Source organism: Pseudomonas sp. MF06569 (assembly GCF_059862735.1).
Genome location: NZ_JCBCUZ010000003.1, coordinates 257,894 through 280,783, shown reverse-complemented (window position 1 = coordinate 280,783; position 22,890 = coordinate 257,894). Strand labels below are relative to the sequence as shown.

General features: G+C 57.6%; 23 protein-coding genes and 1 other RNA gene. 18 read left to right on the top strand and 6 right to left on the bottom strand.

Annotated features, from left to right (window positions below; genetic code table 11):
* The first annotated feature begins 13 nt into the window (after positions 1–13).
* Both AC19YQ_RS05360 and zapE read left to right on the top strand, forming a co-directional pair.
* Positions 14–1,369 (top strand): tryptophan--tRNA ligase, encoded by a 1,356-nt coding sequence (locus AC19YQ_RS05360; RefSeq protein WP_133078909.1) that lies wholly within the window; start codon positions 14–16, stop codon positions 1,367–1,369.
* A 91-nt stretch (positions 1,370–1,460) separates the two neighbouring features.
* Complete coding sequence (gene zapE, locus AC19YQ_RS05355) at positions 1,461–2,555, top strand: cell division protein ZapE (RefSeq protein ID WP_133078910.1); 1,095 nt, start codon at positions 1,461–1,463, stop codon at positions 2,553–2,555.
* Positions 2,556–2,650: 95 nt separating this feature from the next.
* On the opposite strand, the gene AC19YQ_RS05350 is transcribed toward zapE, so the two are convergent.
* Complete coding sequence (locus AC19YQ_RS05350; RefSeq protein WP_219261008.1) at positions 2,651–3,586, bottom strand: GlxA family transcriptional regulator; 936 nt, start codon at positions 3,584–3,586, stop codon at positions 2,651–2,653.
* Between the two features lie 325 nt (positions 3,587–3,911).
* A complete protein-coding gene (locus AC19YQ_RS05345; RefSeq protein ID WP_133078912.1) occupies positions 3,912–4,952 on the bottom strand; it encodes an NADP(H)-dependent aldo-keto reductase in 1,041 nt (346 codons plus the stop codon).
* Positions 4,953–5,198: 246 nt separating this feature from the next.
* On the opposite strand from AC19YQ_RS05345, the gene rplM reads away from it, so the two are divergent.
* The 7 genes from rplM (at position 5,199) to AC19YQ_RS05310 (ending at position 10,106) form a co-directional block, all read left to right on the top strand.
* The gene (gene rplM, locus AC19YQ_RS05340; RefSeq protein ID WP_007917032.1) at positions 5,199–5,627 is read left to right on the top strand and encodes a 50S ribosomal protein L13; all 429 of its coding nucleotides are present in this window, start codon (positions 5,199–5,201) and stop codon (positions 5,625–5,627) included.
* A gap of 14 nt (positions 5,628–5,641) precedes the next feature.
* Complete coding sequence (gene rpsI / locus AC19YQ_RS05335) at positions 5,642–6,034, top strand: 30S ribosomal protein S9 (protein WP_003216038.1); 393 nt, start codon at positions 5,642–5,644, stop codon at positions 6,032–6,034.
* A 253-nt stretch (positions 6,035–6,287) separates the two neighbouring features.
* On the top strand, positions 6,288–6,881 hold the full coding sequence (gene petA / locus AC19YQ_RS05330; RefSeq protein ID WP_019823829.1) for a ubiquinol-cytochrome c reductase iron-sulfur subunit: 594 nt from the start codon (positions 6,288–6,290) through the stop codon (positions 6,879–6,881).
* Positions 6,881–8,092, top strand: a complete 1,212-nt coding sequence (locus tag AC19YQ_RS05325) for a cytochrome b (RefSeq protein WP_019823828.1) — start codon at positions 6,881–6,883, stop codon at positions 8,090–8,092. Before petA ends, AC19YQ_RS05325 begins: the two co-directional genes overlap by 1 nt.
* Positions 8,092–8,871, top strand: coding sequence for a cytochrome c1 (locus tag AC19YQ_RS05320; RefSeq protein ID WP_019823826.1), 780 nt, complete (start codon positions 8,092–8,094; stop codon positions 8,869–8,871). Before AC19YQ_RS05325 ends, AC19YQ_RS05320 begins: the two co-directional genes overlap by 1 nt.
* A gap of 186 nt (positions 8,872–9,057) precedes the next feature.
* A complete protein-coding gene (locus AC19YQ_RS05315) occupies positions 9,058–9,675 on the top strand; it encodes a glutathione S-transferase N-terminal domain-containing protein (protein ID WP_016779514.1) in 618 nt (205 codons plus the stop codon).
* Between the two features lie 17 nt (positions 9,676–9,692).
* Complete coding sequence (locus tag AC19YQ_RS05310) at positions 9,693–10,106, top strand: ClpXP protease specificity-enhancing factor (protein ID WP_133078913.1); 414 nt, start codon at positions 9,693–9,695, stop codon at positions 10,104–10,106.
* A gap of 54 nt (positions 10,107–10,160) precedes the next feature.
* Here AC19YQ_RS05310 and AC19YQ_RS05305 read toward each other — a convergent pair whose 3' ends face one another.
* From AC19YQ_RS05305 to AC19YQ_RS05290, 4 genes are all read right to left on the bottom strand, one after another.
* On the bottom strand, positions 10,161–10,742 hold the full coding sequence (locus AC19YQ_RS05305; RefSeq protein WP_133078914.1) for a BON domain-containing protein: 582 nt from the start codon (positions 10,740–10,742) through the stop codon (positions 10,161–10,163).
* Positions 10,739–11,332 (bottom strand): phosphoheptose isomerase, encoded by a 594-nt coding sequence (locus tag AC19YQ_RS05300; RefSeq protein WP_019408589.1) that lies wholly within the window; start codon positions 11,330–11,332, stop codon positions 10,739–10,741. Before AC19YQ_RS05300 ends, AC19YQ_RS05305 begins: the two co-directional genes overlap by 4 nt.
* A 135-nt stretch (positions 11,333–11,467) precedes the next feature.
* The gene (locus AC19YQ_RS05295; RefSeq protein WP_500594723.1) at positions 11,468–11,833 is read right to left on the bottom strand and encodes a YraN family protein; all 366 of its coding nucleotides are present in this window, start codon (positions 11,831–11,833) and stop codon (positions 11,468–11,470) included.
* Complete coding sequence (locus AC19YQ_RS05290) at positions 11,833–13,605, bottom strand: penicillin-binding protein activator (RefSeq protein WP_326398464.1); 1,773 nt, start codon at positions 13,603–13,605, stop codon at positions 11,833–11,835. Before AC19YQ_RS05290 ends, AC19YQ_RS05295 begins: the two co-directional genes overlap by 1 nt.
* Before the next feature lie 208 nt (positions 13,606–13,813).
* Here AC19YQ_RS05290 and rsmI point away from each other — a divergent pair, with 208 nt between their 5' ends.
* The 9 genes from rsmI (at position 13,814) to mraY (ending at position 22,885) form a co-directional block, all read left to right on the top strand.
* Positions 13,814–14,695 carry a 16S rRNA (cytidine(1402)-2'-O)-methyltransferase gene (gene rsmI, locus AC19YQ_RS05285; protein ID WP_374105684.1) on the top strand — a complete coding sequence of 294 codons (882 nt, stop codon included), beginning with the start codon at positions 13,814–13,816 and terminating at the stop codon, positions 14,693–14,695.
* A 140-nt stretch (positions 14,696–14,835) separates the two neighbouring features.
* An RNA gene (rnpB, locus tag AC19YQ_RS05280) (RNase P RNA component class A) lies at positions 14,836–15,189 on the top strand.
* Positions 15,190–15,545: 356 nt separating this feature from the next.
* The gene (gene mraZ, locus AC19YQ_RS05275) at positions 15,546–16,001 is read left to right on the top strand and encodes a division/cell wall cluster transcriptional repressor MraZ (RefSeq protein ID WP_019408593.1); all 456 of its coding nucleotides are present in this window, start codon (positions 15,546–15,548) and stop codon (positions 15,999–16,001) included.
* Positions 15,998–16,945: a 16S rRNA (cytosine(1402)-N(4))-methyltransferase RsmH gene (gene rsmH, locus AC19YQ_RS05270; protein WP_019823810.1), complete on the top strand. Its 948-nt coding sequence runs from the start codon at positions 15,998–16,000 to the stop codon at positions 16,943–16,945. Before mraZ ends, rsmH begins: the two co-directional genes overlap by 4 nt.
* Positions 16,942–17,235, top strand: a complete 294-nt coding sequence (gene ftsL / locus AC19YQ_RS05265) for a cell division protein FtsL (protein WP_133078916.1) — start codon at positions 16,942–16,944, stop codon at positions 17,233–17,235. The genes rsmH and ftsL overlap by 4 nt, the downstream gene beginning before the upstream one ends.
* Positions 17,232–18,980: a peptidoglycan D,D-transpeptidase FtsI family protein gene (locus AC19YQ_RS05260; RefSeq protein WP_500594722.1), complete on the top strand. Its 1,749-nt coding sequence runs from the start codon at positions 17,232–17,234 to the stop codon at positions 18,978–18,980. Before ftsL ends, AC19YQ_RS05260 begins: the two co-directional genes overlap by 4 nt.
* Positions 18,980–20,443, top strand: coding sequence for a UDP-N-acetylmuramoyl-L-alanyl-D-glutamate--2,6-diaminopimelate ligase (locus tag AC19YQ_RS05255; protein ID WP_500594721.1), 1,464 nt, complete (start codon positions 18,980–18,982; stop codon positions 20,441–20,443). The genes AC19YQ_RS05260 and AC19YQ_RS05255 overlap by 1 nt, the downstream gene beginning before the upstream one ends.
* Positions 20,436–21,803 carry a UDP-N-acetylmuramoyl-tripeptide--D-alanyl-D-alanine ligase gene (locus tag AC19YQ_RS05250; RefSeq protein WP_500594720.1) on the top strand — a complete coding sequence of 456 codons (1,368 nt, stop codon included), beginning with the start codon at positions 20,436–20,438 and terminating at the stop codon, positions 21,801–21,803. Before AC19YQ_RS05255 ends, AC19YQ_RS05250 begins: the two co-directional genes overlap by 8 nt.
* Positions 21,803–22,885: a phospho-N-acetylmuramoyl-pentapeptide-transferase gene (gene mraY / locus AC19YQ_RS05245; protein WP_133078920.1), complete on the top strand. Its 1,083-nt coding sequence runs from the start codon at positions 21,803–21,805 to the stop codon at positions 22,883–22,885. The genes AC19YQ_RS05250 and mraY overlap by 1 nt, the downstream gene beginning before the upstream one ends.
* Positions 22,886–22,890: the final 5 nt, after the last annotated feature.

Below are 22,890 nucleotides of genomic sequence, written 5' to 3'. Positions count from 1 at the left end.
TAAGCGATTACCCATGACCTCTCGTACTCGTATCCTCACCGGTATCACCACCACCGGTACGCCGCACCTGGGCAACTACGCCGGGGCCATTCGCCCTGCGATCGTGGCCAGCCGCGACCTCAATGCCGACTCGTTCTACTTTCTGGCCGACTATCACGCCCTGATCAAATGCGATGACCCGCTGCGCATCCAGCGCTCGCGTCAGGAAATCGCTGCGACCTGGCTGGCCGCCGGTCTTGATGTTGATCGTGTGACGTTCTATCGCCAGTCAGATATCCCGGAAATCCCGGAACTGACCTGGCTGCTGACCTGCGTCGCTGCCAAAGGCCTGCTCAACCGTGCCCATGCCTACAAGGCTTCGGTCGACAAGAACCTGGAAAATGGCGAAGACCCGGATGCGGGCATCACCATGGGGCTGTACAGCTATCCGGTGTTGATGGCGGCGGACATCCTGATGTTCAACGCCAACAAGGTGCCGGTCGGTCGTGATCAGATCCAGCACGTTGAAATGGCCCGTGACATTGGCCAGCGCTTTAACCATCTGTTCGGCAATGGCAAAGAGTTTTTCGCCATGCCTGAAGCGCTGATCGAAGAAAGCGTGGCCACCTTGCCGGGCCTTGATGGTCGCAAGATGTCCAAAAGCTACGACAACACCATTCCGTTGTTCAGCAGCGCCAAAGACATGAAAAGCGCTATCTCGCGCATCGTTACCGACTCCCGTGCGCCGGGCGAGCCGAAAGATCCGGACAACTCGCACCTGTTCACCCTGTACCAGGCATTCTCCACGCCTGAGCAGGCGGCAGAGTTGCGCAGCGAGCTGTTGCAGGGCCTGGGCTGGGGCGAGGCGAAAGAGCGCCTGTTCAAGCAGCTGGACGCCGAACTGGGTGAGTCCCGCGAGCGTTATCATGACTTGATGTCGCGACCTGCCGATATGGAAGACATTCTTCTGGCTGGCGCGCAAAAAGCCCGTAAAACCGCGAGTCCATTCCTTGAGCAACTGCGTGAGGCGGTGGGTCTGCGTTCATTTGTCAGCGTGGCTCAGACCGCCACCGCCAGCAAAAAGAAAGCCGTCAAGGGCCCGCGCTTTGTCAGCTTTCGCGACGAAGACGGCAGTTTCCGTTTCCGCTTGCTGGCCGCAGATGGCGAGCAATTGTTGCTGTCACGCAGTTTTGCCGATGGTAAAGCCGCAGGTCAGGTGACCAAGCAGTTGCAATCCGGTGAGCCGCTGGATGTGCGCACTGATGAACTGAGCTTCAGCGTCTGGCTGGACGACGCCTGTGTGGCCGACAGCCCGGCGTTTGCCGACAGTTCGTCACGTGATGGGGCAATCGAAGCACTGCGAGTGGCACTGCTGCCCGCGCAAGACTGAGAAAGTGCGACGTTTCGTCTCAGGTTTGATTGCCATTCCCAAGGGCCGTCGCTACAGTGTCGGCCCGTTTTTGTTGCCTTGCTAACGAATTATGACGCCTCTAGAACGATATCAAGTTGATCTGAAACGCCCGGACTTCTTTCACGATGCCGCGCAGGAAAACGCCGTGCGCCATCTGCAGCGCCTGTACGACGACCTGGTGGCGGCTTCCCAAAGCAAGCCGGGCCTGTTCGGCAAGCTGTTCGGCAAAAAAGAGCTGACGCCGGTCAAGGGCATCTACTTCTGGGGTGGCGTAGGCCGGGGCAAGACGTATCTGGTCGACACGTTCTTCGACGCGTTGCCGTTCAAGCAGAAGATGCGTACTCACTTCCACCGCTTCATGAAGCGCGTGCACGAAGAGATGCGTACCCTCAATGGCGAAAAGAACCCGTTGACCATCATTGCCAAGCGCTTCTCGGATGAAGCACGGGTGATCTGCTTTGACGAATTCTTTGTGTCGGACATTACCGATGCAATGATTCTGGGCACCTTGATGGAAGAGCTGTTCAAAAACGGCGTTACCCTGGTTGCGACGTCGAACATCGTGCCGGACGGTTTGTACAAGGACGGCTTGCAGCGCGCGCGCTTCTTGCCTGCCATTGCTCTGATCAAGCAAAACACCGAGATCGTCAACGTCGACAGCGGCGTCGACTACCGTCTGCGTCATCTGGAGCAGGCCGAACTGTTCCACTTCCCGCTGGACGAGGCTTCCGAGAAAAGTTTGCGCGAGAGCTTCAAGGCGCTGACGCACAACTCTACCCGGGCGATTGAAGGCGATGACCTGATCATCGAAAACCGCACCATTCGCGCCCTTCGCACTTGCGATGACGTGGCCTGGTTCGATTTTCGCGAGTTGTGCGACGGCCCGCGTAGCCAGAATGACTACATCGAGCTGGGTAAAATCTTCAACGCTGTGATCATCAGCGGTGTGGAGCAGATGGACGTTAAAACCGACGACATCGCCCGACGCTTTATCAACATGGTCGACGAGTTCTATGACCGCAACGTCAAGCTGATCATCTCGGCTGAAGTCGAACTCAAGGACTTGTACACCGGCGGGCGCCTGAACTTCGAGTTCCAGCGTACCCTCAGCCGTTTGCTGGAAATGCAGTCTCACGAATACCTGACCAGGGCGCACAAACCCTAGTCGAAAAAAAAGGCCTGCATTGCAGGCCTTTTTTTTGCTCTCCAGAACCCGGAAGGCGTCTTCAGCATCGGGCTATCAAGCCCGTCACCTGGAATTCAAGCCACCTGTTTTACGCCCGCCTGCAAGAACTGCTGCCGATATTGGTTCGGTGACAACTCAGTGTGCTGGCGAAACAGTCGCGCAAAGAAACTCGCGTCGTCATAGCCCACGTCGTAGCTGATGGTCTTGATGCTTTTGCGCGAGGCCGAAAGCAGTCCCTTGGCCGTTTCTATGCGCAGGCGTTGCAGGTAGTGCAGGGGTTTGTCACCCGTGGCCAACTGAAAGCGACGCATGAAGTTGCGGATGCTCATGCCATGATCGCGAGCGACGTCTTCAAAGCGAAACTTGTCGGCAAAGTGGTCTTCGAGCCATTGCTGGATTTGCAGAATGATCACGTCCTGGTGCAGCTTCTGGCCGCCAAAGCCAATGCGTCCGGGGGTGTAGTTGCGCTGCACCTCGTAAAGAATGTCGCGGGCCACGGCCTGGGCAATGTTGGCACCGCAGAAACGTTCGATCATGTAGATGTAGAGGTCGCAGGCAGAGGTCGGCCCGCCGGCGCAGTAGAGATTGTCTGCGTCAGTGAGGTGCTTGTCCTGATTGAGGTGAACCTCAGGATAGCGCTGGGCAAACGTGTCGAAAAAGCGCCAGTACGTGGTGGCTTCCTTGCCATCCAGCAGCCCGGCTTCTGCGAGCCAGAATACCCCGGTGGCCTCCGCGCACAAGACTGCACCGCGAGCATGCTGCTCGCGCAGCCACGGCAGGACTTGCGGGTAGCGCTGGCAGATTGTGTCGAAGTCTTCCCCGAAAGCCGGGAGGATGATGATGTCGGAGTCCTCCAGGCCGCCATCGACGGGGAGCACTACATTGCTGAAGCTGACTGCGGGTTTGCCGTCGGGGCTCACCAGGCGTGTCTCGAAGGTGGGGGTAAGGCCGCGGCCCAATTGCTTGCCATGACGCAGGCTGGCGAGGTGAAAAAAGTCCTTGGCATGCATCAGGGTCGAGGCGAATACCCGATCGATGGCCAGGATGCTGACGCGCCGCAAGGGCGTTGAGAGTTGATTAGACATAGACATATTTTGATTATTCTTATAGGTGAAATTGGTCAACTTACGGCTGGATCGTCTTATTTTTTTTCCTGTGTGTCTAGGGGGAGGTTGCGCCGCCCCTGTAGCAGCTGCCGCAGGCTGCGTCCGGCAGCGTAGCCGTCGTAAGGTCGGAGGTTGCGCACTGACAGTTAGTCGGCGCTCTCAGGTTTACGATTGCTTCGCAATCGGACGTCGCCTTCGGCAACTGCTACGAAAACGGTTTACAGCAGGATCAAGGCGCCGGGTTTGGCTGGTCCTTGTGAATCGCTTCGATGCCCGCCAGCACCTCATCCGACAATTTCAGGTCGTGGCTGGCGATGTTGCTTCGCAACTGCTCCATCGTCGTCGCCCCAATGATGTTGCTGGTAACGAACGGTTGTTGGGTAACGTAGGCCAGTGCCATTTGTGCCGGATCCAGGCCGTGTTCGCGGGCCAGAGCCACGTAGCGCTCACTGACAGCCACCGCTTGCGGGTTTGAATAGCGCGAGAAGCGGCTGTAGAGGCTCAGGCGACCTTTTGGCGGTTGGGCGCCGCCACTGTACTTGCCCGACAGCATGCCGAACGCCAGGGGCGAGTAGGCAAGCAGGCCGCACTGTTCGCGAATGGCAATTTCCGCCAGGCCCACTTCAAAGCTGCGGTTGAGCAGGTTGTAGGGGTTCTGGATCGATACCGCACGTGGCCAGCCACGGCTCTCGGCCAGTTGCAGGAACTTCATGGTGGCCCACGGCGTTTCGTTGGACAGGCCTATGTGGCGGATCTTGCCGGCCTTGACCTGCTCGTCCAGCGCCTGGAGGGTGTCCTCCAGTGGCGTGAAATCCTCGTCGGCGTTGTGCTTGTAGCCAAGCTGGCCGAAAAAGTTGGTGCTGCGCTCGGGCCAGTGCAGCTGGTAGAGGTCGATCCAGTCGGTTTGCAGGCGTTTGAGGCTGGCGTCCAGGGCTTGCACGATGTGGGTGCGGTTGTGCTTGAGGTTGCCGTCGCGGATGTAGTCGATACCGTTGCCGGGACCGGCGATCTTGCTCGCCAGCACCCAGTCGGCGCGATCCCCGCGTTCCTTGAACCAGTTGCCGATGTAGCGCTCGGTGCTGGCGTAGGTTTCGGCCTTTGGCGGCACCGGATACATCTCGGCGGTGTCGATGAAATTGATGCCGGCATTTTTTGCGTATTCGATTTGCTCGAAGGCTTCAGCCTGGGTGTTCTGCTCGCCCCAGGTCATGGTTCCGAGGGCGATTTCGCTTACTTTCAGATCGGTTCGGCCTAGCTTGCGGTAGTCCATCGGGTGCTCCTTCGGGTAAACAAACATAAAAGCAGGTTGTAATTTTTTGCGCAATCTGGATAATTGCCGACCTCTTTCTGCAGTGGAAGTGATGCGCCGCCTGCCGAAGAATCTTGCCGTTGAACGGACGCGCTGACCCGAGCCCCCGATAGCGTCTGTATCCGGCTGCCTTTGACTTGTCAAAGTACGCACTATTCAGTAAGATCTGCCGTCTAATTTACAGGGCGGCCCCTGAGGCTATAAAGAATGAAAACTTTTACTGCTAAACCAGAAACAGTAAAGCGCGACTGGTTTGTCGTCGACGCTGCTGGTCAGACCCTGGGTCGTCTGGCCACCGAGATCGCGAGCCGTCTGCGTGGCAAGCACAAGCCGGAATACACTCCGCACGTTGACACCGGTGACTACATCGTTGTTATCAATGCTGAGCAGATCCGTGTCACTGGTGCTAAAACCACTGACAAAATGTACTACTCTCACTCCGGTTTCCCGGGCGGGATTAAGTCGATCAACTTCGAAAAGCTGATCGCCAAAGCTCCTGAGCGCGTGATCGAGACCGCGGTTAAAGGCATGCTGCCTAAAAACCCACTGGGTCGCGACATGTACCGTAAGCTGAAAGTCTATGCGGGCGCTGCTCACCCTCATACTGCTCAGCAGCCCCAAGAACTGAAGTTTTAACGGAATAGTTCATTATGTCGGCGACTCAAAACTACGGCACTGGCCGTCGTAAAACCGCAACTGCACGCGTTTTCCTGCGTCCAGGTACCGGTAACATCTCGATCAACAACCGCACTCTGGAGAATTTCTTCGGTCGCGAAACTGCCCGCATGGTAGTTCGTCAGCCGTTGGAACTGACTGAGACTGTCGAGAAATTCGACATCTACGTCACCGTGATCGGTGGTGGTGTAAGTGGTCAAGCTGGCGCAATCCGCCACGGTATCACTCGCGCACTGATGCAGTACGACGAAACCCTGCGTGGCGCTCTGCGCAAAGCTGGCTTCGTAACTCGCGATGCTCGTGAAGTTGAACGTAAGAAAGTCGGTCTGCGTAAAGCGCGTAAGCGTCCGCAGTACTCGAAGCGTTAATTCGCAGCTTCGTTCAAAAAAGCCCAGTCTCCTTCGGAGCTGGGCTTTTTTTATGGGTGATGAATTATTGGTGTGACAACTTGCCACATCCAGCAAACGCCTATACTACAAGGCTTGTAGCCGCCCGAGAGCGGTAATTACCTTGTCAGAGTAGGGGCTTTTCATTACCATTCTGCAAAATTTTTATAAGTTCAGATGCAAATTTAGTAGATGCCTGATTTAACAGGCCACAAAGCTGATGGGAGAGGACTGAATGAGCAATGACGGCGTAAATGTCGGCCGGCGTCGCTTCCTCGTAGCAGCCACATCCGTGGTGGGTGCTGCAGGAGCGGTGGGGGCGGCGGTCCCGTTCGTGGGGTCGTGGTTTCCCAGTGCCAAGGCGAAAGCCGCTGGCGCACCGGTGAAAGTGAATATTGCAAAGGTCGAGCCAGGTCAGCAAATGATTGCTGAATGGCGTGGTCAGCCAGTATTCATCGTACGTCGCACCGAGGAAATCCTGGCAAATCTGAAGAAGATTGAAGGGCAGCTTGCTGACCCTGATTCCAAGCAATCTGATCAGCCTGCTTATGTGAATCCGGAGTTGCGGTCGATCAAACCAGAAATTCTGTTGTTGATCGGTATTTGCACCCACTTGGGTTGCTCGCCTACGTTCCGTCCTGAGGTCGCGCCTGTTGATCTTGGCAAGGATTGGGTAGGTGGATATTTCTGCCCTTGTCATGGTTCGCACTATGATCTGGCCGGCCGCGTTTACAAGTCGCAGCCAGCCCCGCTGAACCTGCCAGTACCGCCCTACTATTATGAGTCGGACAACATTGTTGTCGTTGGCCTCGATGGGGAGAACGCGTAATGAGCAAGTTCATGGATTGGGTAGATGCCCGCTTCCCTGCCACCAAGATGTGGGAAGACCACCTCAGCAAGTATTACGCCCCGAAGAACTTCAACTTCTTCTATTTCTTTGGCTCCCTCGCATTGCTCGTTCTGGTTAACCAGATCGTGACCGGCGTGTGGCTGACCATGAGTTACACGCCATCGGCAGAAGAAGCCTTTGCTTCTGTCGAATACATCATGCGTGACGTCGAATACGGCTCCATCTTGCGTTATTTGCACTCAACAGGTGCATCGGCGTTCTTTGTTGTCGTCTATCTGCACATGTTCCGCGGCTTGCTCTACGGCTCGTATCAGAAGCCCCGTGAGCTGGTGTGGCTGTTCGGCATGATGATTTACCTGGCCCTGATGGCAGAAGCCTTCATGGGTTATTTGTTGCCTTGGGGTCAAATGTCCTATTGGGGCGCCCAGGTGATCATTTCGCTGTTTGGTGCGATTCCGGTTATCGGTAACGACCTGACCCAGTGGATTCGTGGTGACTACCTGATCTCCGGGATTACCCTGAACCGCTTCTTCGCCTTGCACGTAGTGGCCTTGCCGATCGTGATTCTGGGTCTGGTGGTGCTGCACATTCTGGCGTTGCACGAAGTCGGGTCCAACAACCCGGACGGTGTGGACATCAAGAAGCACAAAGACGAAAACGGCATACCGCTGGACGGCATTCCCTTCCATCCGTATTACACCGTGAAAGATATCGTCGGCGTCGTGGTGTTCCTGTTCATCTTCTGCTCGATTGTCTTCTTCTTCCCGGAAATGGGTGGTTACTTCCTGGAAAAACCGAACTTTGAACAGGCTAACGCCTTTAAAACGCCGGAGCACATTGCCCCTGTCTGGTACTTCACACCGTTCTACGCGATCTTGCGTGCAATTCCGGACAAGCTGCTTGGCGTGATTGCCATGGGTGCCGCGATTGCAATGCTGTTCGTGCTGCCGTGGCTTGACCGCAGCCCTGTTAAATCCATGCGCTACAAGGGCTGGATGAGCAAGGTGTGGCTGTGGGTGTTCTGCATCTCCTTCGTGATTCTGGGTGTGCTGGGTGTATTGGCACCGACCCCGGGCCGCACGCTGCTGTCGCAGGTGTGTACGTTCCTGTACTTCGCCTACTTCATTCTGATGCCGTTCTACACCAGGCTTGAGAAGACCAAACCGGTTCCGGAAAGGGTGACTGGCTGATGAAAAAGCTATTTGCTGTATTGATGCTCGCAGTTATGCCTGTGTTTTCCTTTGCGGCTGAACAAGGTGTGCAGCTCGACAAGGTCGACATCGATGTTTCTGACAAGGCTGCCATGCAGGATGGCGCGCGCACGTTCGCCAACTACTGTATGGGCTGTCACAGTGCCAAGTTCCAGCGTTACGAGCGCGTGGCGGACGATCTGGGGATTCCCCATGACGTCATGCTCGACAATCTGGTGTTCACCGGAGCCAAGATTGGCGACCACATGAACATCGGCATGCAGCCTGCTGATGCCAAGGCATGGTTCGGTGCTGCACCGCCAGACCTGACGCTGGTAGCCCGTGTCCGTGGTACTGACTGGCTGTACAGCTACCTGCGCGCCTTCTACGAAGACCCGTCTCGCCCTTGGGGTGTGAACAACAAGGTCTTCCCGAACGTGGGTATGCCTAACGTTCTGGCGCCGCTGCAAGGCCGTCAGGTTGTGGGTTGCAAGCAAGTACAGATCGTCGAAGACGGCAAGAAGCAGTATGATCCGCTCACCGGCACGCCTTTGACGCATGAAGCGTGCGACCAACTGACAGTGCTGCCAAAAACCGGCGCACTGACTGAAGAGCAGTTCGATGAGAAGATCAAGAACCTTGTGACCTTCCTGGCCTACTCGGCCAACCCGGTGAAGCTGGAGCATCAGCGCATCGGTACTTACGTGCTGATCTACCTGGCCTTCCTCTTTGTATTCGCTTATCTGCTCAAGCGCGAATACTGGAAGGATGTGCACTGATATAGTTACACGCAATGCTGTTAATCGTGCGCGCCCGAGGGTGTCTCTGAAAAGGTAACAGTGCAGGACGGGTGGCAAGCGGGGTCCAACGACCCGGCTTGCCCAGGTTCTGCGGTTATCAGAGGCGTTCCTTGGGCGCGTTCGTTTTTCCGCTCCCGATAATTTCAACAAGCGAGGAGGACCGCCATGGGCGTGACCAATCGGTTGGCCTGTTACTCCGACCCCGCCGACCACTATTCCCATCGAGTACGCATTGTGCTCGCAGAGAAAGGTGTCAGCGCCGAGATCATCAGTGTGGAGGCGGGCCGTCAGCCGCCGAAGCTGATCGAAGTGAACCCTTACGGCAGCCTGCCAACCCTGGTCGATCGTGACCTGGCGTTGTGGGAGTCGACTGTGGTGATGGAATATCTGGATGAGCGTTACCCGCATCCGCCGCTGTTGCCGGTTTATCCGGTGGCGCGGGCCAATAGCCGTCTGCTGATTCATCGTATTCAGCGTGACTGGTGTGCGTTGGTTGATTTGATCCTTGATTCACGGACCAAGGAGCCTGCGCGTGTACAGGCCCGCAAGGAATTGCGCGAGAGCTTGACGGGTGTTTCTGCATTGTTTGCCGACAAACCTTTTTTCCTCAGTGATGAGCAAAGTCTGGTCGACTGCTGCCTATTGCCGATACTCTGGCGCTTGCCTGTTTTGGGTATTGAATTGCCGCGGCCAGCCAAGCCGCTGCTCGACTATATGGAGCGCCAATTTGCGCGTGAGGCTTTCCAGGCGAGTTTGTCTGGTGTCGAACGCGACATGCGCTAAGGCTTTAGGAGCCCTCGATGAATTCAAGTCGACCTTATCTGGTGCGTGCGCTCTATGAGTGGATCGTTGATAACGACTGCACTCCGCACATGCTGGTTAACTCTGACTACCCGAAGGTGCAAGTGCCTGCGGGTTTTGCCAGTGACGGGCAGATTGTCCTGAATGTTTCGCCAACCGCCGTGCGTCAATTGCACATGGACAACGAAGCAGTAAGCTTTGAAGGGCGTTTTGGTGGTGTACCTCACACGTTGTACGTGCCTATTGCAGCAATCCTGGGCGTTTACGCCCGCGAGAACGGCCAGGGCATGGTGTTCGACCTGGAAGAGTCTCTTGAGGCTGATGACGAGGTTGAGCCGGATGACGATGGGCCACCGCCAGGCACCGAGCCGCCGCGTCCTACGGGCCGGCCAAGCCTGAAAGTGGTGAAGTGATAAAAAAGGCGACCTGAGAAGGTCGCCTTTTTTGTGTCTGGCAGTTGGGAGCTGTCAGTCGATGTACTCGAACAGTTTGACGATTTTCTGCACCCCGGAAACCCCTTGCACCAGGCTGGTGGCGCGGGCGGCTTCCTGCTTGGTCACGAGGCCGAGCATGTAGACGATGCCGTTTTCCGTGACGATTTTGATCCGTGAGCCAGGAATCGCGTTGTCGGTCAGCATCTGGGTCTTGATCTTGGTGGTCAGCCAAGCGTCGTTGTTGCGCGCAAGGATCGATGACGGTGCCATGACTTGCAGTTCGTTGTTGACCTTCTTCACGCGTTGAACGGCGGCGGCAGCTTGTTCGGCCTGGGCCTTGAGGTCTGCGCGCGGGGTCTGGCCGGCCAGCAGCACGATGCCGTTGTAGCTGGTGACAACGATATGCGAGCCGGTGTCCAGGTCCGGGTTGGCCTTGGCCACGTTCACGGCGACTTTGGTTTCAATCAGGGAGTCATCGATTTTGCTGCCGAAGGTGCGGGTGCCGCGATCATCCTCAATGGGCTTGTCGCGGGTGGCGGTCAGTACCGAACTGCAACCGGCAGTCAGACCAAGACACAGGGTCAGGGCTATCAGGCCAAGGCGATTAAAAGTCATTCTTCACTCCCGAACAGTTGGCTGTCGATCAGATCGCACAAGCAGTGGATCGCCAGCAGGTGGACTTCTTGAATTCGTGCTGTGACATTGGAAGGTACGCGAATTTCCACGTCCTCGGGCAGCAGCAGTGAGGCCATGCCGCCGCCATCACGGCCAGTCATTGCGACGACGATCATCTCGCGATCGTGGGCGGCTTGAATGGCCTGGATGATATTGGCCGAGTTGCCGCTGGTGGAAATAGCCAGCAGCACATCGCCAGGTTGGCCGAGTGCGCGGATCTGCTTGGAGAAAATCTCGTTGAAGCTGTAATCGTTGGCGATCGAGGTGATCGTTGACGAGTCGGTGGTCAGTGCAATGGCCGGCAGGCTCGGGCGCTCTCGCTCGAAGCGGTTGAGCAGTTCGGACGAAAAGTGCTGGGCGTCACCTGCCGACCCGCCATTGCCGCACGAAAGCATTTTGCCCTCATTGAGCAGGGCATTGACCATGACCTGGCTGGCTTGCTCGATGTGAGGGGCAAGCACTTCCATCGCCTGCTGCTTGGTGTCGATGCTGGCTTGGAAAAGCTGGCGAATACGGGATTGCATGTCCATCTATGTGACCTTAAGTAGGGCGGCTGGTCGGGCGTGATCCAGGTGTTCCTGAGTGACTTCCCGGCACAAGAATGTGCAGCCAGCAAAGCAAAGCAAAATCGTTTAAAAAAGGGTGCTGGAATCGGTCTGGCAGCGTTATTGGCTGTCAAAGGCATTCCGTAGCCAGTTCAATTGGGGTGTTGCGCTGTCCATTGTCACCACGTCAAACCGGCACGGGTGCTCGGCCCAGCGTGCCTGGCGCTGCAAAAAATGCTGGGCGGCAAGTATCAGCTTTTGACGCTTGCGTGCGTCAATGCTGGCCAGTGCGCCACCCCATTGCGCGTGTTGTCGGTAACGAACTTCGACGAATACTACTGTATCGCCGTCAAGCATGACCAGATCCAGCTCGCCGCGCTTGCATGACCAGTTTTGCGCCAGCAGGCGCAAACCCTGTTGCTCAAGATGCCGTAGCGCCATGCGCTCGGCATCCTTGCCAATGTCTTGGCTTGAGCGCTCGGGCATCAGTTGGGGGTAGCAGGCAGGCGTTGAGGCTGGCCATTGACGAACTCGGCCCACGGCAGCTGACGCTCGACACGCTGTGCCGGGCTCATGCTCAGGCTGCCGGACAAGCCGTCAATCCGGGTGTCGGGCAGTGCTTTCAACTGACCCAGGCTCGGTGCCAGGCGATAGGCGTCGATGCCCATCGCGTACAGGCGCCCCAGGCTGCCACCCGCTTGTGGCCATTGTGCGGTGACTTGTTGGCGCAGCGGGTTGGTTGTATCGAGCAACCAGGGTGTTTCACAAAAACGGATGCCGTTCATGTCGTTGTACTGATTCTGGTCGCCACTGGCGCTGAATACGTGGGAAGTCGCGTAAACCGGGAGATCACCGGCGTACTGGTAGTTCAGGGTCGGTTTGATCTGCTGTGCCTGCTGAGGGGTCGCGGCCAGGAAGATGAACTCCATGTCCTGGCGGCGCGTCGGTTGTGCAGAGCCGCCGCCTTTGCGCAATTGAACCAGGTCTGCGACTTGCTGGGCCAGTGCTACGGGCTTGTCGATGTGTTCCGTGCCGACAATGGTGCCGCCGTGTGCTTCCCACTCCTGGCGGAATGCCTTGAGCACCCGGTCGCCCCATTCGCCGACTGGCACCATGGCGCCAGCACGGGTCAGGCCGTCGGCGCGTGCGCGTCGTGCCACTTCGCGGGCTTCATCTTCCGCTGCCAGACCAAACTGGAACAGTTGCGCCGGGCCTTGAGCGCCCTCGTTATAGTTCAGGGCCAGCGTCGTGATCGGTAATTGCGGGCGAGCACTGAGTTGTTTGACCAGGTTTTTTTCCAGTGGTCCAACGACCAGTTGCACGCCGTCGGCTTGTGCCTGGCGATAGAACTCGTCCAGGGACGTCAGGCGCGAGCTGTTGTAGAACTGAATGCTTGGCGGGTTTTGCCCTGCTTGCTGGGCCTGATAGTGCGCAGCCATAAAGCCGTCGCGCAGTGCTTTGCTCACGGAGGCCAACTGGCCGTCCTGCGGCAGTAGCAAGGCAATTTTGGTCAGGGGTTGGCTGGCCAGTTCCTTGAGCTTGATCAGGGGTGCTGGCAACTGGATGGCGGCAGGGTGAGCTGGGTTCTGCGCGCGCCACTGATCAATGGCGTTCTGCTGATCCTGCAGGGTGCCCGCGCTCTTGACGGCCAGGGCCAGGGACATCCAGCCACCCAGCACGTCGTTGTTTTGTGCGTGCAACTGATCGACCGGCAAGGCGGCCACCAGTGCCCAAATGGCTTCATTGTTGCTATTGGCAGCGTCGCCGGTCAGGTTCGGGCTCATTGCTGTACGTTCGCGTGCGGCCGCCAGCGTTTGGCCGTCAGCTTCGAGGGCAAGGGCATGGACGGTATGCGTGCGCACCTGCAGGTCGGCTGGTAGCTGGCCCAGGATCGACAGGCTTGGGTGGTTCAAGGCGGCCAGCGCGGACTTGTGGTCATTGCGGCTCATCGCCAGCTCGGCTGCCAGCGTGCTGGCAAACACTTGCTGGGCAGGCTTGAGTTGATCCATTGGCACCAGAGCCAAAATTTGCGCTGCACGCGCAGTATTCTGCTGGCGCTGGGCGAGGTCGGCTGCCGAAAGGCGCAACAGGGCGGCCTTTTCCGGATTGGTGGTTTCGGATGCCTGCTGGAGCAACTGCTCGAGACTGGCGTCCGGGGTCCGTGGAAGTTCGCCAAGGCTGGACGAGGGCGAGCTGGCGCAAGCCGCCAACAGGGCAGCGAGGCAGAGGGCAGTGAACAGCCGCAGGCAAGCGATCATGTAGTGTTCCTGATACTCGATCAAATGAGTGGGGAAGTGTACCCAAGCACTGGCCGGGGCGCGATGTTAGAGGCAATAAAGCCTGAATTTAGATGTGATCTGTACGTTGTGCAGGTGAAAGTTTGCCTGCATGGCGTTCTGCGGCCTGCAGGGTGGGTGCGTTCAAGAGGGCTCTACGCGCTACAATGGCGCCTTTAACTCTTATGAGGTGTGCGTTTTGACTGCTCCAGGTGATTTGAATTCCGTTCTTGGCTCACTTTATGTGGTGGCCACGCCCATCGGTAACCTGGACGACATCAGTGCGCGTGCGCTCAAGGTATTGCGTGACGTGTCATTGATTGCGGCCGAAGACACGCGCCACTCCCTGCGCCTGCTGCAGCATTTTGGTATTTCAACGCCGCTGGGCGCCTGTCACGAGCACAACGAACGTGATGAGGGCAGCCGCTTTATCCAGCGTTTGCTGGCCGGTGAAGATGTTGCACTGATTTCTGATGCGGGTACGCCGCTGATCTCCGACCCGGGTTATCACCTGGTGCGTCAGGCGCGAGCGGCGGGGGTCAAGGTTGTGCCTGTACCGGGTGCCTGCGCCTTGATCGCGGCCCTGTCTGCGGCGGGGCTGCCCTCAGATCGCTTTATTTTCGAAGGGTTCCTTCCTGCCAAGGCTGTCGGACGTCGTTCGCGTCTGGAGCTGCTCAAGGAAGAACCCCGCACGCTGATCTTTTACGAAGCGCCGCACCGCATTCTTGAGTGCCTGCAAGATCTTGAGCTGGTATTCGGGCCAGAGCGCCCGGCATTGCTGGCGCGCGAGTTGACTAAAACGTTCGAAACACTCAAGGGTTTGCCCCTGTCCGAGTTGCGTGCATTTGTTGAAGGCGACACTAATCAGCAGCGCGGCGAGTGCGTAGTTCTGGTTGCCGGCTGGACTGCGCCAGAAACAGATGAAGTGGTCAGTAGCGAGGCGATGCGTATTCTCGACTTGCTGCTTAAAGAAATGCCACTCAAGCGTGCGGCTGCACTTGCCGCTGAAATAACCGGTGAACGCAAAAACGTCTTGTACCAAGTTGCACTTGAAAAGCAGAAGGCGGAGTAACAATTGATATCGAATGATGGCGTTTTGATGTCTTTGTATGTATTGCCCCGTGACTAAAGGCCGCAACTCAGGCAATTCAACCTGCCTTGCGGCGTTTAACGCTTGTTCTATACGCTCTGTACAGTTAATCTTCGCGCCGGAGAGTCGATTGGACAGTCGCTGCCCTCTATGAAAATTAGGGGGGGGAGGAAAGTCCGGGCTCCATAGGGCGAAGTGCCAGGTAATGCCTGGGAGGCGTGAGCCTACGGAAAGTGCCACAGAAAATAACCGCCTAAGCGCTTCGGCGCCGGTAAGGGTGAAAAGGTGCGGTAAGAGCGCACCGCACGACTGGCAACAGTTCGTGGCTAGGTAAACCCCACTTGGAGCAAGACCAAATAGGGTCCCAAGGCGTGGCCCGCGCTGGGACCGGGTAGGTTGCTAAAGATGTCCAGTGATGGCCATCGTAGACGAATGACTGTTCACGACAGAACCCGGCTTACAGATCGACTCTCCACCTTTTTTCTCTTCTGCTTGCCCTGCAAGCAGATTGCTACACTCGCAATCGGTTTATCCCCCGCTATTTTTCGTAAGACAATTTTCCGACGTAATGCAGAAAAGTTCTCGCTCTTAACAAACTACTTTAAGTTTGAAGTCCAGGGCTTTGAATTTGCAGCGCGTCGCTAGTCAAAATACCTCTCCGCTTACTGTTCTACGTCTATTTACCCTCCTAAATCTCAGTTATGTAAGGCTTTTCCTGTGGGCCGCTCCTTGACGGTGTGGTGGGCGCATTCCTATAGTGTGCATAAGTGGTGGAAAGTGGCATAAAGTGGGTTTTCTAGACGTAAAACGCTAATATTTGGAGATGCGATCAGTGTTTCGCGGAGCCAACGCAATCAGTCTCGATGCAAAGGGCCGTCTCGCAATGCCGAGCCGGTACCGTGACGAGCTGATTTCGCGAAGTTCCGGGCAACTGATCGTGACCATTGATGCGGTAGATCCCTGCTTATGTGTGTACCCGCTTGATGAGTGGGAATTGATTGAAACCAAGCTTCGGGCGCTGCCTTCGTTGCGTGAAGAAAACCGCCGTTTGCAACGTCTGTTGATTGGTAATGCCGTCGATCTTGAGCTCGATGGCAGTGGTCGTTTTCTGGTGCCGCCACGTTTGCGTGAATATGCCAAGTTGGATAAGCGCGCGATGTTGGTAGGCCAGCTAAACAAGTTTCAACTGTGGGACGAGGATGCCTGGGAAGCTGTTTCTGCCGCTGACCTTGCAGCCATTCAACAACCGGGCGCGATGCCTGACGAACTGCGTGATTTAATCCTGTGACTATAGATAGCGGCTTCAACCACATCACCGTACTGCTTGACGAAGCCGTAGAGGCTCTCGCCGTACGTCCTGATGGATGCTATCTGGATGGCACCTTCGGTCGCGGCGGACATAGCCGCCTGATACTCCAGAAGCTGGGCCCCGAGGGGCAATTGCTCGGGTTCGATAAAGATCCACAGGCGATTGCCACAGGGCAAGCGCTAGCGGCCGAAGACGGCCGCTTTGTTATTGTGCAGCGTAGTTTTGCTGAAATGGGATCCGAAATCGCCGATCGCGGTCTGGCCGGCAAGGTCGACGGTGTACTGCTCGACCTGGGCGTGTCTTCGCCTCAGCTTGATGATCCGGAGCGCGGTTTCAGCTTCATGAATGACGGCCCGCTGGACATGCGTATGGACCCGGACCGCGGCATCAGCGCTGCCGAGTTCGTCAACACGGCATCCCAGGAAGAAATTGCCCGCGTATTTAAGGAATATGGCGAAGAGCGCTTTTCCGGTCGTATGGCTCGCGCGGTGGTAGAGCGTCGAGACATCAAGCCGTTTGAGCGCACCGGTGATCTGGCTGAAGTCTTGAAAGTGGCCAATCCGGCCTGGGAAAAGGGCAAACACCCTGCAACCCGTACCTTCCAGGGTTTGCGTATTCACGTGAACAACGAACTGGGTGACCTTGAGGCTGGCCTTGAGGCTGCATTGGAGTCCCTGGCAATCGGCGGCCGTCTGGTGGTGATCAGCTTTCACTCCCTGGAAGACCGTATCGTCAAATTGTTCATGCGCAAACTGGTCAAGGGTGAGCCTGACAACCTGCCGCGCGGCTTGCCCGTTCAGCACGTCGCTTTTGTTCCGAAAATCAAAATTCACGGCAAGGCCCAGACCGCGTCCGATGCCGAACTCAAAGCCAATCCACGTTCGCGCAGCGCTGTAATGCGCGTCGCGGAGAAGCTTCGTTGAACAAGCTCTTCGCCAAACCACTTCCCGGCGGAAGTTTTTTCATGCTGCTGCTATTTCTTGGCGTGCTGGTTTCGGCTGTGGGCGTTTCTTACAGTGCCCACTGGAACCGTCAGTTGCTCAACACCCTGTACGGGGAGCTGAGTGTGCGGGACAAGGCGCAGGCAGAATGGGGGCGTTTGATTCTCGAACAAAGCACCTGGACCGCCCATAGCCGTATCGAGTCATTGGCCAGCGAACAACTGAAGATGCGCATTCCAGGCGCAGCAGAAGTTCGAATGGTGGCGCCATGATCAAACTCGAAGGCGCGCTCTACCCGTGGCGTTTTCGTGTGGTGCTGGCATTGCTGGCACTGCTGGTAGGCGCGATCGCGTGCCAGATCGTTTACCTGCAAGTGATCGACCATGACTTCCTCAAGGGGCAGGGCGATGCACGCAGCCTGCGGCATATCCCGATTCCTGCACACCGTGGCCTGATTACCGACCGCAATGGTGAGCCGCTGGCCGTGAGTACGCCGGTGACGACCCTGTGGGCCAACGCCAAGGAAATGCAGGTTGCCAAAGACCGTTGGCCAGCCTTGGCACACGCGCTTGGGCAAGACCCCAAAGTGCTGACGGCCCGCCTGGAGCAGCAAGCCAATAAAGAATTTATCTATCTGGTTCGGGGCCTGACCCCAGAGCAGGGCCAGGTTGTGCTCGACCTCAAGGTGCCGGGTGTTTATGGCATTGAAGAGTTCCGCCGCTTTTACCCTGCCGGTGAAGTGACGGCGCACATGGTCGGCTTTACCGATATCGACGATAAAGGTCGTGAAGGCGTCGAACTGGCCTATGACGAGTGGCTGGCCGGGGTTCCGGGCAAGCGGCAAGTGATCAAGGACAGGCGCGGGCGTCTGATCAAAGACGTGCAAGTGACTAAAAACGCCAAGGCAGGTAAGACCTTGGCGTTGTCGATTGACCTGCGCCTGCAGTATCTGGCCAACCGCGAACTGCGCAATGCGCTGGTCGAGAACGGCGCCAAGGCTGGCAGCCTGGTGATCATGGATGTGAAGACCGGCGAGATTCTGGCGATGGTCAACCAGCCCACCTACAACCCCAACAACCGTCGCAACCTGCAACCGGCGATGATGCGTAACCGCGCCATGATCGACGTGTTCGAGCCGGGCTCGACGGTCAAGCCGATCTCCATGAGTGCGGCGCTGGAAACCGGGCGCTGGAAGCCTACCGACAAGGTAGAGGTTTATCCGGGCACCCTGCAGTTGGGCAAGTACACCATTCGTGACGTATCCCGTTCCGAAGGTCCGGTCCTCGACCTGACCGGCATCCTGATCAACTCCAGTAACGTGGGCATGAGCAAGGTTGCCTTCGATATCGGTGGTGAAGCGATCTTCCGCCAGATGGCCAAGATGGGCCTGGGGCAAGACACCGGCCTGGGTTTCCCGGGTGAGCGTGTCGGCAACCTGCCCAACTACCGCGAGTGGCGCAAGGCTGAAACCGCGACCCTGTCTTACGGCTACGGCGTGTCCGTCACCGCTATCCAGCTGGTTCACGCGTTTTCGGCACTGGCCAACAACGGCAAGCTTGCCCCGCTGACCCTGCTCAAGACTGACAAGGACAAGCCTGTAGATGCGACTCAAGTCATGCCCGAACAAGTCGCCAAAACGGTGCAGGGCATGCTCCAGGAAGTGATCGAAAACCCTCGCGGTGTATGGCGTGCCAAGGTGCCGGCGTATCACGTTGGCGGCAAGTCGGGTACAGCGCGTAAAACATCTTCCGGCGGCGTCAAAGGCTACGCAGTGAACTCTTATCGTTCCCTGTTCGCCGGCTTCGGCCCCATGAGCGACCCGCGTTACGCGATCGTTGTAGTGATCGATGAACCGAGCAAGGCGGGCTACTTCGGTGGTCTGGTTTCCGCTCCGGTATTCAGCAAAGTCATGTCCGGCACGCTGCGTCTGATGAACGTGACCCCGGATAACCTGCCGACGGCAGCGGAGCAACAAGCAGCCGCTACTGCGGCAGCAGCCAAAGGAGGGCGCGGCTAATGTCCCTGAGCCTGAACAAGATTTTTCCTCACGCCGGCCACGATCTGCTGATTCGTGAACTGACTCTCGACAGTCGCAATGTACGCGCAGGTGATCTGTTCCTTGCGGTACCCGGCGGCAAGCTCGATGGTCGTGAGCATATCGCTGACGCGTTGAAACGCGGCGCAGCTGCCGTTGCCTATGAAGTAGAGGGGGCAGATGTACTGCCAATCACTTCGGTTCCACTGATTCCGGTCAAGGGTCTGGCGGCTCAGCTATCTGATATCGCCGGGCGTTTTTATGGTGAGCCGAGCCGTCACCTCAATCTGGTTGGCGTGACCGGCACCAACGGTAAAACCAGCGTCACCCAGTTGGTCGCGCAAGCACTGGACCTGCTGGGCCAGCACTGCGGCATCGTTGGTACGCTGGGCACGGGCTTTTATGGCGCGCTGCAAAGCGGTCGCCACACCACGCCAGACCCTATTGCCGTTCAGGCCATGTTGGCCGACCTGAAAAAGGCCGGTGCCAAGGCTGTCGCGATGGAAGTTTCCTCCCATGGCCTGGATCAGGGGCGTGTCAGCGCATTGGCGTTCGACGTTGCCGTGCTGACCAACCTGTCCCGTGATCACCTGGATTACCACGGCACGATGGAGGCTTATGCCGCTGCCAAGGCCAAGCTGTTTGCCTGGTCGGACCTGCGTTGCCGCGTACTGAACCTGGATGATGAGTTCGGTCGCCAGCTGGCCGCTGAAAAGCACGGTTCGCGCCTGATCACTTATAGCCTTGAAGACAGCAGTGCCACGCTGTATTGCCGCGATGCGACCTTCGATGACGACGGCGTTCGCGCCACCGTGGTGACGGCCCAAGGCGAGCACCTTCTGCGCAGTTCCTTGCTCGGGCGCTTCAACCTGAGCAACGTACTGGCCGCTGTAGGTGCCTTGCTGGGTCTGGATTACGCGCTGGATGAAATTCTGGCCGTGCTGCCGAAACTTGAAGGTCCGGTCGGGCGCATGCAGCGCCTGGGCGGCGGCACCAAACCGCTGGTGGTGGTCGACTACGCCCATACCCCGGACGCTCTGGAAAAAGTACTGCTGGCTCTGCGCCCACACGCCAAAGGCAAATTGCTGTGCCTGTTCGGCTGCGGCGGCGATCGCGATCGCGGCAAGCGTCCATTGATGGCGCAAGTGGTTGAGCGTCTGGCTGACGGTGTGTTGGTCACAGACGACAACCCGCGCACAGAAGCGCCCGCGCAGATCTTTGATGACATTCGTGTTGGTTTTACCGCGCCACAAAGCGTCACCTTTGTCGCTGGCCGCGGTGATGCCATTGCTCAATTGATCGCCGCTGCCAGCGCCGAAGACGTGATCGTGCTGGCCGGTAAAGGCCATGAGGACTATCAGGAAATCAACGGCGAACGCCATGATTTTTCTGACCTGGTAGAAGCCGAGAAAGCCCTGAATACCTGGGAGGCTGCCCATGCTTAAGCCTCTGTTGCTGAGTGAAGTGGCTGCTGCCCTGCAGGGGCGACTGGTTGAAGCGGACTGCCGCTTCAATGGCGTCAGCATCGACAGTCGTGCAATTACCAAGGGGCAGCTGTTTATTGCCCTGACCGGTCCACGCTTTGATGGTCACGATTATTTGAATGAAGTGGCTGCCAAGGGCGCCGTTGCCGCCCTGGTCGAGCGCGAAGTGCCTGAGTCGGCACTGCCTCAGCTGGTGGTCAAAGACACGCGAGAAGCGCTGGGTCAGTTGGGCGCGCTCAATCGTACCGGCTTTGACAAACCGGTTGCGGCCATTACCGGCTCCAGTGGCAAGACCACCGTCAAGGAAATGCTCGCCTGCATTCTGCGTACCCGTGGTCCGGTACTGGCGACCAAAGGTAACCTGAACAACGATCTGGGCGTGCCGCTGACGCTGCTTGAACTGAGCACCGAACATACGGCTGCAGTCATTGAACTGGGCGCTTCGCGTGTTGGCGAAATCGCCTACAGCGTGGCCTTGACCAAACCTCATGTCGCCGTGCTCAACAATGCCGGCACAGCCCATGTGGGCGAGTTTGGCGGTCCGGAAAAAATCGTTGAAGCCAAGGGCGAGATCATTGAAGGCCTGGATGCTGACGGTATCGCTGTTCTGAACCTGGATGACAAGGCATTCGCCATCTGGAAGAACCGTGCCGCGGGGCGCAAAGTGCTGAGCTTTGCCCTGGAAAACCCCCAGGCCGACTTCCATGCCAGCGATCTGACCCGTGACCCACGGGGGTGCCCGGGCTTCAAGTTGCACAGTCCGCTGGGTGTCGAACCGGTTCAACTCAACCTGCTGGGCAACCATAACGTGGCCAACGCATTGGCGGCCGCAGCGGCAGCCCATGCCCTGGGTGTCTCGTTGTTTGGCATCAAAACCGGCCTTGAAGCCGTGTTGCCGGTCAAAGGTCGCGCGGTTGCGCAACTGACCGCTGATGGCCTGCGAATTATTGATGACACTTACAACGCAAACCCCACCTCAATGTGCGCTGCCGTTGATATACTCGCCGCCTTTTCCGGCCGCACCGTCCTGGTGCTCGGAGATATTGGCGAACTGGGTGAGTGGGCGGAGCAAGGACATCGTGAAGTAGGCGCTTATGCCGCCGACAAAGTTTCAGCGCTCTATGCGGTGGGACCCATGATGGCTCATGCCGTCACAGCATTTGGACACCAGGCTCGTCACTTCGCCAATCAGGCTGACCTGATCAAGGCGCTTCGCGCTGAGCACGAAACAAACACCACTATTTTGATCAAGGGCTCGCGCAGCGCTGCGATGGAAAACGTCGTTGCGGCTTTGTGCGGTTCCAGCGGGGAGAAACATTAATGCTGCTGCTGCTAGCGGAGTATCTGCAACAGTTCTACAAAGGCTTCGCGGTCTTCCAGTACCTGTCCCTGCGGGGGATTTTCGGGGTGCTGACCGCGCTGACCTTGTCGCTGTGCCTGGGGCCGTGGATGATCCGCACCCTGCAAAACCGTCAGATCGGCCAATCGGTCCGTAACGACGGTCCGCAATCCCATTTGTCCAAATCCGGCACCCCGACCATGGGTGGCGCGTTGATTCTGTCTGCAATCACTGTCAGTACCCTGCTGTGGGCTGACCTGAGCAACCGTTATGTGTGGGTCGTGATGATCGTGACCCTGCTGTTCGGCGCCATTGGCTGGGTCGATGACTATCGCAAGGTCATCGAGAAAAACTCCCGGGGCCTTCCGAGCCGCTGGAAGTATTTCTGGCAGTCGGTGTTTGGCCTGGGTGCAGCGATCTTCTTGTACGTGACGGCACCAAGCGCAGTCGAAACCACCCTGATCCTGCCTATCCTCAAGGACGCCAGTATCCCGCTGGGTATCGGCTTTGTTGTACTGACCTATTTCGTGATCGTGGGGTCCAGCAACGCGGTCAACCTGACTGACGGCCTGGATGGCCTGGCGATCATGCCGACCGTGATGGTGGGCGGTGCGCTGGGTATCTTCTGCTACCTGTCGGGCAACGTGAAATTTGCCGACTACCTGCTGATCCCGTATGTCCCGGGCGCCGGTGAGTTGATCGTATTCTGCGGTGCGCTGATTGGCGCCGGTCTCGGATTTCTGTGGTTCAACACCTACCCGGCACAAGTGTTCATGGGTGACGTCGGCGCACTGGCGCTGGGCGCGGCCCTGGGCACCATCGCGGTGATCGTGCGTCAGGAAATCGTGCTGTTCATCATGGGCGGTGTGTTCGTGATGGAAACCCTGTCCGTGGTGATCCAGGTAGCGTCCTTCAAGTTGACCGGCAAGCGGGTGTTCCGCATGGCGCCGATTCATCACCACTTTGAACTCAAGGGCTGGCCCGAGCCTCGCGTGATCGTCCGCTTCTGGATTATCACCGTGATCCTCGTGTTGATCGGTCTTGCCACGTTGAAGCTGAGGTAGAACCT